Raw genomic sequence first — 15,506 nt, 5'->3', positions numbered from 1 at the left:
CCAGCCGGTGGTCTGCACCCCTGTTACCTGCTCACGGCATGACCCTACCCACGCCCTGCTATCTCATCGACGAATCGAAGCTGCGCACCAACCTCGAAACCGTCGCCCGCCTGCGCGAACGCTCGGGTGCCAAGGCCCTGCTGGCGCTCAAGTGCTTTGCCGGCTGGTCGGTGTTTCCGATGATGCGGCCGTATCTGGACGGCACCACCTCCTCCTCGCTCAACGAGGTGCGGCTGGGCCACGAGAAATTCGGCGGCGAGACCCACGGCTACAGCGTGGCCTGGCCCGAGGCCGACGTGCCCGAGGCCGCCCGCCTGGCCGACAAGCTCATCTTCAACTCCATCGGCCAGCTCGAACGCCTGGGGGGCCTGTGCGGCACCACGCCACTGGGCCTGCGGCTGAACCCGGGCGTGAGCAACTCACCCTACCTGCTGGCCAACCCGTCACGTCCCAACAGCCGGCTGGGCGAGTCCGACCCGGCCCGCATCGCCACCGTCATCGACCGCCTCAGCGGCGTGATGATCCACAACAACTGCGAAAACCGCAGCTTCGACGACTTTTCCGGCATGCTCGACCACATCGAGGCACGCTTCGGCGCCCTGCTCAGGCCGCTGCAGTGGGTCAGCCTGGGTGGCGGCATCCACTTCACCGCGCCCGGCTACCCGCTGGACCGGCTGGCCGACCGCCTGCGCGCCTTCGCCGACCGCATGCAGGTACAGGTCTATCTGGAACCCGGCGAGGCCGCCGTCACCGGTGCCGCCACACTGGAAGTGAGCGTGCTCGACGTGCTGGACGACCAGCGCGAGCTGCCCGTGACCATCATCGACGCCTCCACCGAAGCCCACATGCTGGATCTGCTCACCTACGGCCTGCCGGCCCGCATCGAACCCAACGTGGGCCCGTGGCGCAGCCAGGTGGCCGGCAACACCTGCCTGGCCGGCGACATCTTCGGCGAGTTCTCCTTCCCGCAGCCGCTCAGACCGGGCGACCGGCTCTCGCTGCAGGACGCCGCCGGCTACACCATGGTCAAGAAGAACTGGTTCAATGGCGTGGCCATGCCGGCCATTGCCGTGCGGCGGCTCGACGGCCGCATCGAGATGCAGCGCCAGTTCGGCTACGAAGACTTCCGCGACGCGCTGTCCTGATCATCCGCTTCCCTGTCACGGCCAGCACCGCTGGCTGCTTCCCGATCCATCCGATTTCCGATCCATCCTGTCCGTACCGCTCCAGCCCAGACCGGGGCATACGGACAGCCCTGCAACCGTTGTCACCCCACTGGCCGGGACGGCCTCCACACGCTCCACACCGCACCTGCATTGCGGATCAGCCGTGACACCGTCCCGCCTCATCCGGAAAGTCATCCTGGCATGAAAAAAAACGTCCTGATCATTGGCGCGGGCGGTGTGGGCCACGTCGTGGCCCACAAATGCGCCCAGCACAACCAGAAACTCGGTGCCATCCACCTGGCTTCCCGAAGTCTGGCCAAATGCCAGCAGATCATCGACAGCATTCACGCCCGGGGCAGCCTGCAGGGGCCCGGCATTCTGGAGGCCCACGCGCTGGACGCGCTGGACATCGAGGCCACGCGGGCACTCATCCGCAGCACCGGTGCGCAGATCGTCATCAACGTCGGCGCCTCCTTCGTCAACATGAGCGTGCTGCGCGCCTGCATCGACACGGGCGTGGCCTACCTCGACACCGCCATTCACGAAGAGCCGGAAAAGATCTGCGAAACCCCGCCCTGGTATGCCAACTACGAATGGCAGTACCGCGATGAATGTGCAGCAAAGGGCGTCACCGCCGTGCTCGGCATCGGCTTCGACCCGGGCGTGGTCAACGCCTATGCGGCACTGGCGCAGCAGCGCTGGTTCGACCGGGTCGATTCACTCGACATCATCGACGTGAATGCCGGCAGCCACGGCCGCTACTTTGCCACCAACTTCAACCCCGAAATCAATTTCCGCGAGTTCACCGGCCAGGCCTGGACCTGGCAGAATGGCCAGTGGGTCTCCAACCAGATGTTCGAAGTACGCCGCACCGACGACCTCCCGGTGGTGGGCACGCAGAGCACCTACCTCACCGGCCACGACGAGATCCACTCCCTGTCGCAGACGCTGAAAATCCCCACCATCCGCTTCTGGATGGGCTTTGGCGAGCACTACATCAACGTGTTCACCGTGCTGAAATCACTGGGCCTGCTGTCCGAGCAGCCCGTGAAGCTCGATTCCGGCCAGGAAGTGGTGCCCCTGCAGCTGGTCAAGGCCGTACTGCCCGACCCGGCATCGCTCGCTCCCGACTACGCCGGCAAGACCTGCATCGGCACCCTGCTCGAGGGCGAGAAGGACGGCAAGCCCCGCGAGGTCTTCCTCTACAACATCTGCGACCACGCCGAAACCTTTGCCGAGATCGGCAGCCAGGCCATCTCGTACACCGCCGGCGTGCCGGCCGTGGCCGCCGCCCTGCTGATCGCCGACGGCACCTGGGATGTGGGCCACATGGCCAACGTCGAGGAACTGCCTCCCCTGCCGCTGCTCACCCTGCAGGCCGGCATGGGCCTGCCCACCCGGGTGAAGGAAGGCAGCCACGACGTGGCGCTGGAAGAGGCCCCGGAAATCCGCGCGTAGCATGTAGCGCGGCCCTGCGCCGCGCCGTCCAGCGCATGGCCCTGCGTCCAGCAGGGTGCCCGCGATGTTCCCGCCGTTGCGACATCGACACCCGGGCAGGTATTCACGGGGTCATGACGCAAACCGGCCTCCTCGCGCCGCCCAGGCCACGCCACAACGGAAAAGCCCCGCAAGCGGCACCTCCCCCTCTCTCTCAAAGGAAGGTGCAGCTCCGGGGCTTTGTGGGCTTCACGCGGACAACCACGCCTCGGGCCGGACACCGGGGCGATCGTGTCCCGACTTCCGCCCCCCGGGAACCCCCGCAGGAATCCTGCAATGCGCAGGCCCCCATGCACCGGCCTGTGGCGCGGTTCACCGCAGCCGCGGCATCACTCTACCACGGCTTCCACGCGCACGGTGATCGTCACATCGTCACTGACGGCGGGCACGAACTTGCTCAGGCCGAAGTCCGAACGCTTGATCGTCATGTGAGCCTTGGCACCCAGCGCATCCTTGCGCTTCATCGGGTGTTCCTTGGCCGAGAAGTAGTCGATGGTCATCGTGACCGGTTTGGTCACGCCCTTGATGGTCAGATTGCCCTCCACCGACACCGGCTTGTCACCCTTGAACACTACCTTGGTGGACTTGTAGGTGGCCTTCGGATACTTGGCACTGTCGAAGAAATCGTTGCCACGCAGGTGTTCGTCCAGCGGATCGGAACCCGTATCCACCGAAGCCGTGTCGATGTCGACATTCACCGCAGCCGTTTTGGCCACCGGGTCGTACACGATGGAGCCCCTCGTGGTGTCGAAGCGGCTTTCCTGCTCCGACAGGCCCATGTGGTTGTACGAGAAATTGGCAAACGAGTGGGTCGGATCCACCGCGTAGGTCTTGGGAGCAGCCAGTGCAGGGGCGGAAAACGCCACGGCCAGCACCGGAATGGCCGAGAATTTGATCAGGTTCTTCATCTTGAACGGTTCCTTGGTTGTCGTCTGAAAAGGGATGGAAATTGCAGCGCTCCCGGCAGGGCCTTCCGCTTTTGCAAAAAACGGCGAGAGATCCTGCCGCAGCTCCCGAAGGAATCACCTCGAAGGGTCATTGCCCCCCACTCCCGGTAGCCCGCTGCGAGTTACACTTGGGTTACAGAAATTCTAGCTGGCTTTCCGGCGCGCCACCACGCTCATTGCGCCGCGGCCACGCTGCCGGCACGATATCGCTGGCATGATCGGCCAGCCATGCACCACACTCATTTCGCGGCGGTCACGTTGAGATCGAAGTCGATCTTCACGTCGTTGGCCACGATGTCGAACGAGGCCCAGTCGCCCTCGCCGATCGAATAGTCGCCCCGCTGGATCGTCAGCGTTCCGGTGAACGTACCGCTGTCACCGTCTGCCTTGAACGTGGCGGGGAAGGTCACGTCCTTCGTCTTGCCCTTGATGGTCAGTTTGCCGGCGATATCGTAGGCATCACTTCCCTTTGCCGTGATCGAGGTCGACTCGAAACGGGCCTTCGGGAAGGCCTCCACATTGAACCAGGGTTTGGTCACCACCTCGGTATCGGCATCCGGCGAGCCGGCGTTGACGCTGGCCAGGTCCACCTCCAGCGTCGCCCTGCCCTTCGCGGGTTCGGCCGGGTCGAAGCTGATCTCGCTGGTGAACGTTTTGAAGCTGCCATCGACCTTCACGCCCATCTGCTCGTACTGAAAGCCCACCTTGCTCTTTGCAGGCACCAGCTGCGTGTACTGCACGGCCAAGGCCTGGCCCGGCAGCACCGCCAGGGCGGCCGCAGCCACCAGCGCCGCCAGGGGGATATGCATTTTCATTCGAATCTCCTCATTCATTCAATGGACACGCCGGGACGCAGCCGTTCGGCCGGCACCATCCGGTACAGCGTGCCATCCTTCTGCACGAACTGGTGCATCAGCGCCGCCAGCACATGCCCGGCCACGATCACCAGCAGGGCCACATTCAGCGTCCAGTGCACCCCGGACAGCGCCTTGCCCAGTTCGAGATTCTTGCCGATCAGGTCGGGCAGCGGCAGCACCCCGAACCACACCGTCTGAAAGCCCTTGGCCGAACTCATCAGCCAGCCCGACAGCGGAATGGCCAGCATCAGCCCGTACAGGGCCAGGTGCCCGCCATGGGCCGCCAGCTTCATCAGCCGCGACATGCCCCCGGGCAGAGCCGGTGCCGGCGAGACCAGCCGCCAGACCATGCGCACCAGCACGAGTACCAGCAGCGTGATGCCGGCCCACTTGTGCCAGGAGAACACCTTGAGCTTGAGCGGCGACATCGGCATGCCGGTCATGTAGAAACCGAGGCCCACCAAGGCCAGCAGCGCCAGCGCCATCAGCCAGTGCAGCACGATGGCGAAGGAAGAATAACGGGCGACATTTTCAGGCATGAGGCAATATCCGGAAATGGCGATCTGAAACCGGCCGCCGCACGGGCGACCGCCATGAAAAACAGCTGTCGGGAAGACAGCGACGCAAAAGAGAAACGGGAAGACAGCGCCCCGCAGAACCCAACCCCGGGAAAACCCAAGGGAACCTCCACCCCGCAGGGTGAGGGCTTCCCCGGATTGCGCACCGGACAGCTCCGACCTCACTCGCGCCTTCCGGGACGAGACGGTGAGAGCTTCCCCGGGTTGCCCACCGGGCGGCACATCCGGGACTGCCTGCGGGTCACTGGTCCAGCATCCCTTTCCCGGAACAACGCAGCGCCCCTGCACCCGGCTGACGCCCCCTGCTGACATCCACTGTACCCGACTGACGCACCGGCAGCCGGCTGCACATCCGGCATCATGAAGGACGCACTGTAACTGCATTGAAGGAAAAAACAAAGCCCGTCAACAGGCAACTTGTGTCTCTATATTCGGAACAATCAAAGACGTTTCCCATGCCCCCTCCCATCGCTCTGTACCGCCCCATCGGCTGATGCACACCGTCCGCCTCCCTCATGCCGTCTTTCATCTCGCCGTGATCCATCACGCACCGTTCACTGCCGTCATCGGTCCCTGCTGACACGCGCACCAGTTCCCGTTCCCGGATAAAACCAAACCATCAATAGCAACATCCAATGATACCAGTAAAAATAATCCAATAGACCTATCAAGCCATGCTCCCTACACTGACATCAGGGCAACACATGATCGACACAACCTTTCGAGGGTTACAGCGCCTTGCCTGCCCCGTCGCCCTGTGTGCGGACGACACCGCCTCTTCAATCACGGCGCGACCACCGCAAACCCGGTGCAGCAGGCACCACGATGCGCAGTCTCTCCTGCCCGCCCCCAGTCACCTCCAACCCGAAACAGGAGCACACAAGCATGACCCATACCTCCATCCAGCGATGTCCCATCATGACCACCAGCGCCGGCGCGCCCGTGGTCGACAACCAGAACAGCCTCTCGGCCGGTCCCCGTGGCCCGCTGCTGATGCAGGACTGGCAGCTGCTCGAAAAGCTCGCCCACCAGAACCGCGAGCGCATCCCCGAACGGGTGGTCCACGCCAAGGGCTGGGGTGCCTTCGGCACCTTCACCGTCACCCACGATATCACCCCCTACACCTGTGCCAGCCTCTTTGCCGAAGTGGGCAAGGTCACCCCGCTGGTCACGCGTTTCTCCACCGTCGCCGGCGAGATGGGGGCAGCCGACGCCGAACGTGACGTGCGTGGCTTTTCGGTCAAGTTCTATACCGATCAGGGCAACTGGGACCTCGTCGGCAACAACACCCCCGTCTTCTTCATCCGCGATCCGCTGAAGTTCCCCGACTTCATCCACACCCAGAAGCGTCATCCGCGCACCCACCTGCGCAGTGCCACCGCCGCCTGGGACTTCTGAAGCCTGTCGCCCGAAAGCCTGCACCAGGTCACCATCCTGATGAGTGACCGCGGCATCCCCGCCAGCCCGCGTTTCATGAACGGCTATGGCAGCCACACCTACAGCTTCTGGAACGCCCACGGAGAACGCTTCTGGGTCAAGTTCCACTTCAAGACCCGGCAGGGACACCGTACCCTCACCAACGAAGATGCCGAAGCCATCATCGGGCGCAGCCGCGAAAGCTACCAGGAAGATCTCTACCGTGCGATCGAACACGGCGACCACCCGAGCTGGACGCTGTACGTGCAGATCATGCCCGAAGCCGACGCGGAAAGGACGCCGTACAACCCCTTCGACCTCACCAAGGTCTGGCCCCATGCCGACTACCCGCTGATCGAGGTGGGCGTGATGGAGCTGAACCGCAACCCCGACAACTACTTTGCCGAGATCGAGCAGGTGGCCATGTCGCCCAGCAACCTCGTGCCCGGCATTGGCGCCAGCCCCGACAAGGTGCTGCAGGCCCGCATCTTCTCGTATGCCGACGCCCACCGCTACCGCCTGGGCACCCACTACGAGGCCCTGCCGGTCAATGCACCCCGCTGTCCGGTGCACCACTACCACGCCGATGGCCAGATGAATTTCATGGGCCTGAAAAGCGGCGCCCCAGACGCCTACTACGAACCGAACTCCTTCGGTGGTGCGAAGCAGGCACCGGAATTCCGCGAACCGCCCCTGAAAATCAGCGGCGACGCCGACCGCTACGACCACCGCGCCGGCAACGACGACTACAGCCAGGCCGGTGCGCTGTTCCGCCTGCTGGATCCTGCCCACCAGGCACGCCTCTGTGCCAACATCGCCGGCTCGATGGATGGTGTGCCAGCCTTCATCATCGATCGCCAGCTCGTGCACTTCGACCGGGCCGATCCGGCCTACGGCGCGGGCGTGCGCACCGCCCTGCGGGCACGCGCCATCCTCTTTGAGGAAGACGCACTGCCTCGGCACGATCTGGCCAGCGCGAGGGTCTGAACAGCACATTCCCGGACAGTCTTTCCCGGTCTGCGGGTGCACCACACGCGCACGCGTCTGAACGCGCCGTTCATGGGTCGACCTCCGGCCCCCCACCGCGGCACGTGTCACGACCAGGCTGGCGCCGGACTCCGCAAAAAACCGTTCCGCACACCAGCAGCCGGTGCCCGGGAACGATAAAATGCCGGATCGTGCTCCGCAGCCTGCCCTTGTCCGGCCCCCCGGACAGGGCAGGCTGCACCACCCATTTCCTCCCCCCATGTCGTCACACGCCGGATCCATCCTCATCATCGCCGCCCCCTCCGGGGCCGGCAAGACCACCCTGGTACGTGCCCTGCAGCAGGCACGCCCGCACATCCGCCACTCGGTCTCCTTCACCACCCGTGCCCCGCGCGAGGGTGAAAAACATGGCGAAGACTACTTCTTCACCACCGAAGACGACTTCCTCGCCCGTCGTGACGCCGGCGAATTCCTCGAATGGGCCGAGGTACACGGCAACTACTACAGCACCTCCCGCATCTGGATCGACGAACAGATCGCCCAGGGCGCCGACATCGTCCTCGAAATCGACTGGCAGGGCGCCGCCCAGGTCCAGGCTCTCTATCCCGAGGCCGTCTCCGTCTTCATCGCCCCGCCCTCGCTGGAGGTGCTGCAGCAGCGCCTGCAGACCCGCGGCAAGGACAGCGCCGCCACCATCGAGCGCCGCCTGGCCGCCGCCCGCAGCGAACTGGCCCACGCCGGCCAGTTCCAGTACATCATCATCAACCAGGACTTCGAACTGGCCCGACAGCAGCTCATCGGCATTGCCGACACGGCGCGCTGCCGCTTCCTGCAGCAGGCGGCCCTGAATACCTCGCTGTTCCAGTCACTGGGCATTCTCTGAGCGTGCATTCGTGAACATGCTTTCGTCCCTGCCCTCAAGGCGTGCGGGATGAGGTGGCAGAGCCGCAGAATCCTCCATGGCTTCAGGCACGGCCAGCACAGTCATGACGCGCCATGCACACCCGATGGCTTTCTTCGGGCAGGGCGCCGAATCCCTCCTGAGCGCGTCATGAAGCCACTGGCACACAGCGCCCGCTACCGTTAAAATTGACGGCTGGGAGCCCGTTTCCCGGTCAATCCCCTACCTGTGCCCCTCACGGGCACGGCATCACCCACGGCGATCCCGCCCGAACAAGGACCCTTTCATGGCCCGCATCACCGTCGAAGACTCCCTCAAGCAGATCCCCAACCGTTTCGAGCTGACCCTCATCGCCACCTATCGCGCCCGCATGCTGGCCCAGGGCCACACGCCCAAGGTCGAAAGCCGCAACAAGCCCACCGTCACCGCCCTGCGCGAAGTGGCCGCCGGCCAGATCGGCCGCGAAATGCTGCGCCGCGTTCCCACCTGAGACCGCCCGCCTCGCCCAGACATCTCCTCTGCCGGTCCAGAGATCTGCCCCCTGCACGGGTTGCTCCCTGAAAGGGTTGCCCCCTGCAAGGGTCGCCTTCCGCAGGGGTTTGTTCCCTGCAGAGCGGACGGCCAGGCCAGCCGGGGCCGTGCAGCACAGCGCACCGCCACCGGGCCGCCAGACAGTCCCCCGGGAACGACCGGCCCCAGGACGATTCCGCTCATCCCGGGAGCCAGAACCTTTTCCATCATCCTCCAGGCAGCCCATCATGCCCGACACCCGCCCCGAGAACACTCTTGTACCTCCGGCGGCCGCGGCGCTGCCGGACGCCCCTGCCCCTGCCGGCACAGCACCCGTTACAGCAAGCGCCCCCGCTGCCGCGGCGGCATCCGGCACGGGGTCAGGCACTGGCACAGAGGAAAGCACCGGCGCAGGCAGCCGCACAGAAACCGGCACTGACGCAGAAACCGGCGCTGGCGCAGGTGGGGGCACTGCCACCCAGCCCAGTGCCCCCCCGGTCATCACCGCCTTCGCGCCGCGCCCGCATCTGACCGGCACGGCCGAAGAATCCAACTGGTCCGAGCGCGTCACCATCGACCCGCTGCTGGCCGAGGCGCGCCTCTACCTGCCCGACACCGACCTGCAGCGCATCCGCCACGCCTTTCAGGTGGCCGAGCAGGCCCACCGCGGACAGAAGCGCTCCACCGGTGAACCCTACATCACCCACCCCATCGCGGTGGCGCTGATCTGTGCCAGCTGGCAGCTCGATGGCGATGCCCTGTGCGCCGCCCTGCTGCACGACACCCTCGAAGACACCGCCGTCACCCAGACCGAACTCACCCAGCAGTTTGGCCGCGTGGTGGCCGACATGGTCGATGGTCTGTCCAAGCTGGACAAGATGGAATTCGGCAACCGCGAAACCGCCCAGGCCGAAACCTTCCGCAAGATGCTGCTGGCCATGGCGCGCGACGTGCGCGTCATCCTCGTCAAGCTGGCCGACCGGCTGCACAACATGCGCACGCTGGACGCCGTCAGCCGGCATCGCCAGATACGCATCGCCAACGAAACCCTCGAAATCTACGCCCCCATCGCCAACCGGCTGGGGCTGCATGGCCTGTACCGCGAACTGCAGGACCTGGCCTTTCGCTACCTGCACCCGATGCGCTACCACACCCTGGCCAAGGCCATCCAGGTGGCAGCCCGCACCCGGCGCGATGCCTTCGGCCGCGTCACCAGCACCACCGAAAAGGCGCTGGCCCGTCTCGGCGTCAGGGCCGAGATCAGCACCCGCGAAAAATCGCTCTACTCCATCTACCGCAAGATGGTCGACAAGCACGTCTCGTTTTCCGAGGTGTACGACCTCTTCGGCGTGCGGCTGATCGTGCCCGACCTCGCCTCCTGCTACCTGGCGCTGGGCGCCATCCACAGCGCCTTCAAGCCCAACACCAGCCGCTTCAAGGACTTCATCGCCGTCCCCAAGAAAAACGGCTACCAGTCCCTGCACACCACGGTGGTCGGCCCGCACGGCGGCGGCATCGAATTCCAGATCCGCACCCCCGAAATGCACCAGATGGCCGAGGCCGGCGTGGCTGCCCACTGGCTCTACAAGAACCGCGGCAGCGACGAGAACAGTGCCGGCCAGCAGATCAGGACGCTCGACTGGCTCAAGTCGCTACTCGACATCCAGCAGCAGACCGGCGACTCGCTCGAATTCATCGACCACGTCAAGGTCGACCTCTATCCCGACGCCGTCTACGTCTTCACCCCCAAGGGCCAGATCCGTGGCCTGCCGCGCGGCGCCACCGTCATCGACTTTGCCTACAGCGTCCACACCGACCTGGGCAACCAGTGCGTGGCCGCCCGCATCAACGGCGACCCGGTACCGCTGCGCACCGAACTCACCCACGGCGACATCGTCGAGGTCATTGCCGACCCCAACGCCCGCCCCAGCCCCTCATGGCTCACCTTTGCCCGTACCGGCAAAGCACGCGCCGAAATCCGCTCCTTCCTGCGGCGGATGAAGTACGACGAATCGGTCGAGCTGGGTCGCCGGCTGATGGCCCAGTCGCTGGCCAGCCTGCGCATCCGGCTGGCCGATCTGGACACGGCCATCCTGGAAAAGGCCGCCCGCGACACGGCCGCCAAATCGGTCACCGATCTCTACGCCGACATCGGCCTGGGCCTGAAGCTGGCCCCCGTGGTCGCCCGCGCCATCTCGCTGGACATCAGCAACGGCGCCAGCGCCGTCACCTCTACCCTGGCCCCGCGTACCGCCCCCATGGTCATTTCCAGCGTGGATGGCATTTCGCTGCAGGCCGCTCCCTGCTGCCACCCGGTCCCGGGCGACCGCATCATCGGCCAGATGCGCGGCGGTCATGGCCTCTCCGTCCACCGCGTGGAATGCGAAACGGCCCGCCGGCAGATCAGCCGCGACGCCGAACGCTGGATCGACGTGGAATGGGGCGAGGAAGTCAGCGGCATGTTCCGCACCATGGTGGAAATCACCGCCGATGACGAACGCGGCATCCTCGGCCGCATCGCCAGCGAGATCACCGCCGCCGACGCCGACATCCTGCAGGTGGCCATGGACACCGAATCGGAGCTGGTGGCCATCATCCGCTTCACCCTGCAGGTGCAGGACCGCGACCACCTGGCCGAGGTGTTCCGCCGGCTGCGGAAACTGCCGCAGACGCGGACGATCACGCGGGCCTGAGCTGCCCGGTCGTGGCAACCCTCAGACCTGCATGATTTTCCCGACCGTGGCAGTCACGCGGCCATTCCCGCCCCAGCCCGCATCCTTTTGCTGGGCGCACCGCACACGGAAAGGGGCCCTTTTAAGGCCCCTTTCTGCACAAACCCCAGACATGTCAGCCCGCATGACTCCACTGGCCGGCATGCTAGAGGATCATTTCTTCCGCGCCGTCTTCATCGAGTCCATCGCCACGGCCAGCACGATGATGCCGCCCTTGATGATGTACTGCCAGTACGGGTTCACCCCGATGTACGACAGGCCGTAGTTCAGCAGCTGGAAGATGATGACGCCCATCACCACGCCCGCCACCTTGCCCACGCCACCGCTGAACGACACCCCGCCGATCACGCAGGCGGCAATGGCATCCAGCTCGTACATGAAGCCGAGGTTGTTTGTGGCCGAACCGATCCGCCCCGCTTCCAGCATGCCACCGAAGGCATAGAACACACCTGACAGCACATAGATGCCGATCAGGTTGAGTGTGACGTTCACGCCCGACACCGCGGCCGCTTCCGGGTTGCCGCCGATGGCAAAGATGTTCTTGCCAAAGCGCGTCTTGTTCCAGAGCACCCAGGTGAACAGGATGGCGATCAGCGCATAGATGGTGATGTAGCTGAGCCGGAAGGTACCGGCCCCGGGCAGCGGAATGGCAAAGTAGCCCTGCGTGAAGCTGCGGAAGGCCGAATCGAAGCCGGCAATCGGCGCCGAACCGACGGCATCGTAATACAGCGAGTTCACGCCGTAGGCAATCAGCATCGTACCCAGCGTGGCGATGAACGGTGTGACGTTGAGGATCGCCACGATCACCCCGTTGAGCAGGCCGATCAGTGCGCCAATGGCACACACCAGCAGGATCACCAGCGGAATCGGCACCACGCCCAGCTCCGGGAAAACCTTGTTCACATTGTCCACGGCCTGCAGCATCGTGGCCGACACCACAGCCGCCAGCCCGATCTGGCGGCCGGCCGACAGGTCGGTGCCGCGCGTGATGATGACGCCGGCCACCCCCAGGGCGATGATCATCCGCACCGACGACTGGGTGAGGATGTTGGACAGGTTGATGATGCTCAGAAAACTGCTGTCCTCGACGATGATCACCGCCAGCAGGATCACGAAGACGAAATACAGCGCGTATTCCTTGAAGAAGTCCCCGGCCATCTGCGCGGGGCTGCGGGAAAAGCTCACGATGGATTCCTTGTCAGAGATATTTGGCGGCCAGGTGCAGGATTTCTTCCTGACTGGTTTCCCGGGTATTGACGATGCCGGCCACGCGACCGTTGCTCATCACCAGAATGCGGTCGGACACCCCGAGCAGTTCGGGCATTTCCGAGGAGATCATGATGATGCTCTTGCCCTCGACGGCCAGGTCGTTGATCAGCTGGTAGATCTCGAACTTCGCCCCCACGTCGATGCCACGGGTGGGTTCGTCCAGCATCAGGATGTCGGGTTTGGTCAGCAGCCAGCGGCCGATCACCACCTTCTGCTGGTTGCCGCCCGACAGCGAGCCGATCGTCGTGCGCTGGCTGGGTGTCTTGACGTTCATCGAACGCACCACCCAGTCGGTATCACCGCGCATGCCCTTGTTCTGCAGCAGCCCGTGGTGCTCGTAGTGCGGCATGTTGGCGATGAGCGAGTTGAAGTCCACGCCCAACCCGGCAAAGATGCCGGTGGCCCGCCGCTCTTCCGTCACCAGCGCAAAGCCGTTGCGAATGGCCTTGACGGTGCTGGTGTTGCGCACCGGCTTGCCGCGCAGCAGCACCTCGCCGGCGCTGGCCTCGCGTACGCCAAAGAGTGTCTCGACGATGTCGGTACGCTTGGCCCCCACCAGACCGGCCACGCCCAGAATCTCGCCCCGGCGCAGTTCGAAGGACACGTCCTGGATGGAGGGCTGGTTGCGGGCCGTCAGCCCCCTGACCTGCAGCACCACCTCACCCGGCTGATTGGTCTTTTCCGGGAAGCGGTCGCCCAGATCGCGGCCCACCATCATCCGGATCACTTCATCGAAGGTCAGGCCCTTGACCGGCTGGGTGTCGATCCACTTGCCGTCGCGCAGGATGGTGATCTCGTCGCAGATGCGGAAGATCTCGTCCATCTTGTGCGAGATGTAGACGATGCCACAGCCCCGGTTCTTGAGCTTTTCGATGATCCCGAACAGGTGGTTGACTTCCTTCTCCGACAGCGAGGAAGTCGGCTCGTCCATGATGACGATCTTCGCGTTGTACGAAAACGCCTTGGCGATCTCGATCATCTGCATCTGCGACACCGTCAGATCCGCCACCTTCTGGCGCGGATCGACATCGATGTCCAGCTCCTCGAAGATGGCCTTCGTGTCACGGTACATCTTCGCATGGTCGATGAACGGCCCCCGCTGCGGGTAGCGCCCCAGCCAGAGGTTGTCCATCACCGACACCTGCGGCACCAGGTTCAGCTCCTGATGCACCATGGAAATGCCGTTTTCCAGCGCCTCCTTCGAAGTACGAAACGAGACGGGCTTTCCAAGAAACAGGATTTCGCCCTGGTCGGCATGGTAGATGCCGAACAGGCATTTGAGCAGCGTGGACTTGCCGGCGCCGTTCTCGCCCATCAGGGCATGAACCGAATGCGGACGCACCATCAGCTGCGCGTTGTCCAGCGCCTTCACGCCGGGGAAGCTCTTGTGGACGCCCCGCATCTCCAGCAGGAATTCTCCGGCCGGTTCGGCAGGCGGGGCAGCCACGGACGCCATCGGGGACGACATGACTTTGGTCTCCAGAGGGTGAAGAACAGGCGGGCATGGCTGCTGCCCGGGGCTGCCCGCCCGTTCCCCGTCCGGTTTACTTGAGGAACTCGCCCAGGTTGTCCTTGTCCACGCCGATGTAGGGCAGACGCAGATAGTGCTGTTTGAATTCGTAGCCGTTGCCCTCACCCGGTTCCTTGCCGGCGATCAGGTTGGGCAGCACATCCATGATGGCCTTGGCCTGGGCGGCGCCGTCGTTGAGCACCGTACCGGCCATTTCACCCTTGCGGACCAGCTGCAGGGCCTCGGGCAGCGCGTCCACGCCGAAGATCGGCAGCTTCCTGCCCTGGGCCTTGGCCGCCTCGATGGCCCCCATGGCCATGGAGTCGTTGTTGGAGATGATCACCTCGATCTTGCCGGCATTGGGGCCCGACAGCCAGGCCTGGGCGATGTCCTTGGCCTTGGCGGCATCCCACAGGGCGGCGTCCATGTACAGACGCTCGGTCCTGATGCCCTTGGCTTCCAGCTCCTTCGCCACCCACTCGGTACGGGCCTCGGCATCCGGGTGGCCGGGCTCGCCCTTGATGAGCGCATACTGCAGCTTGCCATCCTTGTTCAGATCCCACTCGGGGTGCGCCTTCCACTGTTTCGCAATCAGGTCGCCCTGGATGACGCCCGACTGCACCGGATCGGTCCCGATGTACCAGGCTTTGGCGTACGAATCGATGGCCTTCTGGCCTGGATCCTTGTTGAAGAACACCACCGGCACGTCACTGCCCTGGGCCTTGTCGATGACGGTGGCACCGGCCGCCGGGTCCACCAGGTTGATGGCCAGCGCCTTCACGCCCTTGGCCAGCAGGATGTCGACCTGGTCGTTCTGCATCGACTGGTTGTTCTGCGAGTCGTTCATCAGCAGCTTCAGATCCGACTGCCTGGCAGCAATGCCTTCCAGCGACTTGCGCATGGTGGACATGAAGTTGTCGTCGTACTTGTAGATGGTCACGCCCACCCGGTCTGCAGCCTGTACAGCGGAAGCAAAGGTGGCAGCCGAGAGCATGACGGCCAGAATGGTCTTTTTCATCATCTGATGATCTCCAACTATTAAATTTGTTTTCAAATCAGAAGCTGCTGTACGGCACGAACCTGTCCACGACGTGAACAGACCGTGCGATGCCTTATTTTTCCACCTTTTCGCCTGC

At 64.4% G+C, this 15,506-nt stretch carries 11 protein-coding genes and 1 pseudogene; 6 read left to right on the top strand and 6 right to left on the bottom strand.

The window, feature by feature from the left end; translation table 11 throughout:
- Window positions 1-38 precede the first annotated feature (38 nt).
- Window positions 39-1,145 (top strand): carboxynorspermidine decarboxylase, encoded by a 1,107-nt coding sequence (locus EHV23_RS06670; protein ID WP_125095241.1) that lies wholly within the window; start codon window positions 39-41, stop codon window positions 1,143-1,145.
- Window positions 1,146-1,367: 222 nt separating this feature from the next.
- The gene (locus EHV23_RS06665; RefSeq protein ID WP_125095240.1) at window positions 1,368-2,624 is read left to right on the top strand and encodes a saccharopine dehydrogenase family protein; all 1,257 of its coding nucleotides are present in this window, start codon (window positions 1,368-1,370) and stop codon (window positions 2,622-2,624) included.
- A 368-nt stretch (window positions 2,625-2,992) separates the two neighbouring features.
- On the opposite strand, the gene EHV23_RS06660 is transcribed toward EHV23_RS06665, so the two are convergent.
- The 3 genes from EHV23_RS06660 to EHV23_RS06650 form a co-directional block, all read right to left on the bottom strand.
- Window positions 2,993-3,571 carry a YceI family protein gene (locus EHV23_RS06660; protein WP_125095239.1) on the bottom strand — a complete coding sequence of 193 codons (579 nt, stop codon included), beginning with the start codon at window positions 3,569-3,571 and terminating at the stop codon, window positions 2,993-2,995.
- A 278-nt stretch (window positions 3,572-3,849) separates the two neighbouring features.
- The gene (locus EHV23_RS06655; protein WP_125095238.1) at window positions 3,850-4,425 is read right to left on the bottom strand and encodes a YceI family protein; all 576 of its coding nucleotides are present in this window, start codon (window positions 4,423-4,425) and stop codon (window positions 3,850-3,852) included.
- A gap of 14 nt (window positions 4,426-4,439) precedes the next feature.
- Window positions 4,440-5,006, bottom strand: a complete 567-nt coding sequence (locus tag EHV23_RS06650; protein WP_125095237.1) for a cytochrome b — start codon at window positions 5,004-5,006, stop codon at window positions 4,440-4,442.
- A gap of 924 nt (window positions 5,007-5,930) precedes the next feature.
- Between EHV23_RS06650 and EHV23_RS06645 the strand changes: the two are divergent.
- From EHV23_RS06645 to EHV23_RS06630, 4 genes and pseudogenes are all read left to right on the top strand, one after another.
- Window positions 5,931-7,448 (top strand): annotated as a pseudogene (locus EHV23_RS06645) (catalase).
- 259 nt (window positions 7,449-7,707) lie between these two features.
- The gene (gmk, locus tag EHV23_RS06640; RefSeq protein ID WP_125095236.1) at window positions 7,708-8,331 is read left to right on the top strand and encodes a guanylate kinase; all 624 of its coding nucleotides are present in this window, start codon (window positions 7,708-7,710) and stop codon (window positions 8,329-8,331) included.
- Window positions 8,332-8,635: 304 nt separating this feature from the next.
- Window positions 8,636-8,839, top strand: a complete 204-nt coding sequence (rpoZ, locus tag EHV23_RS06635) for a DNA-directed RNA polymerase subunit omega (protein WP_125095235.1) — start codon at window positions 8,636-8,638, stop codon at window positions 8,837-8,839.
- Between the two features lie 268 nt (window positions 8,840-9,107).
- A complete protein-coding gene (locus tag EHV23_RS06630; RefSeq protein ID WP_125095234.1) occupies window positions 9,108-11,552 on the top strand; it encodes a RelA/SpoT family protein in 2,445 nt (814 codons plus the stop codon).
- Between the two features lie 192 nt (window positions 11,553-11,744).
- Here EHV23_RS06630 and mglC read toward each other — a convergent pair whose 3' ends face one another.
- The 3 genes from mglC to mglB form a co-directional block, all read right to left on the bottom strand.
- A complete protein-coding gene (gene mglC / locus EHV23_RS06625) occupies window positions 11,745-12,776 on the bottom strand; it encodes a galactose/methyl galactoside ABC transporter permease MglC (RefSeq protein WP_203228894.1) in 1,032 nt (343 codons plus the stop codon).
- Window positions 12,777-12,789: 13 nt separating this feature from the next.
- The gene (mglA, locus tag EHV23_RS06620; protein ID WP_203228893.1) at window positions 12,790-14,328 is read right to left on the bottom strand and encodes a galactose/methyl galactoside ABC transporter ATP-binding protein MglA; all 1,539 of its coding nucleotides are present in this window, start codon (window positions 14,326-14,328) and stop codon (window positions 12,790-12,792) included.
- 76 nt (window positions 14,329-14,404) lie between these two features.
- Window positions 14,405-15,391, bottom strand: a complete 987-nt coding sequence (gene mglB / locus EHV23_RS06615; RefSeq protein ID WP_238990308.1) for a galactose/glucose ABC transporter substrate-binding protein MglB — start codon at window positions 15,389-15,391, stop codon at window positions 14,405-14,407.
- Window positions 15,392-15,506: the final 115 nt, after the last annotated feature.

The sequence above is a fragment of the Lautropia dentalis genome, assembly GCF_003892345.1.
Classification (GTDB): domain Bacteria; phylum Pseudomonadota; class Gammaproteobacteria; order Burkholderiales; family Burkholderiaceae_E; genus Lautropia; species Lautropia dentalis.
The sequence above is the reverse complement of the archived record's forward strand: the minus strand, read 5'-3'. Positions and strand labels throughout refer to the sequence as shown.

Coding starts and splice junctions, on each gene's coding strand:
- EHV23_RS06670 (WP_125095241.1), top strand. CDS start 39: ATGACCCTACCCACGCCCTGCTATCTCATCGACGAATCGAAGCTGCGC.
- EHV23_RS06665 (WP_125095240.1), top strand. CDS start 1,368: ATGAAAAAAAACGTCCTGATCATTGGCGCGGGCGGTGTGGGCCACGTC.
- EHV23_RS06660 (WP_125095239.1), bottom strand. CDS start 3,571: ATGAAGAACCTGATCAAATTCTCGGCCATTCCGGTGCTGGCCGTGGCG.
- EHV23_RS06655 (WP_125095238.1), bottom strand. CDS start 4,425: ATGAAAATGCATATCCCCCTGGCGGCGCTGGTGGCTGCGGCCGCCCTG.
- EHV23_RS06650 (WP_125095237.1), bottom strand. CDS start 5,006: ATGCCTGAAAATGTCGCCCGTTATTCTTCCTTCGCCATCGTGCTGCAC.
- gmk (WP_125095236.1), top strand. CDS start 7,708: ATGTCGTCACACGCCGGATCCATCCTCATCATCGCCGCCCCCTCCGGG.
- rpoZ (WP_125095235.1), top strand. CDS start 8,636: ATGGCCCGCATCACCGTCGAAGACTCCCTCAAGCAGATCCCCAACCGT.
- EHV23_RS06630 (WP_125095234.1), top strand. CDS start 9,108: ATGCCCGACACCCGCCCCGAGAACACTCTTGTACCTCCGGCGGCCGCG.
- mglA (WP_203228893.1), bottom strand. CDS start 14,328: ATGTCGTCCCCGATGGCGTCCGTGGCTGCCCCGCCTGCCGAACCGGCC.
- mglB (WP_238990308.1), bottom strand. CDS start 15,391: ATGATGAAAAAGACCATTCTGGCCGTCATGCTCTCGGCTGCCACCTTT.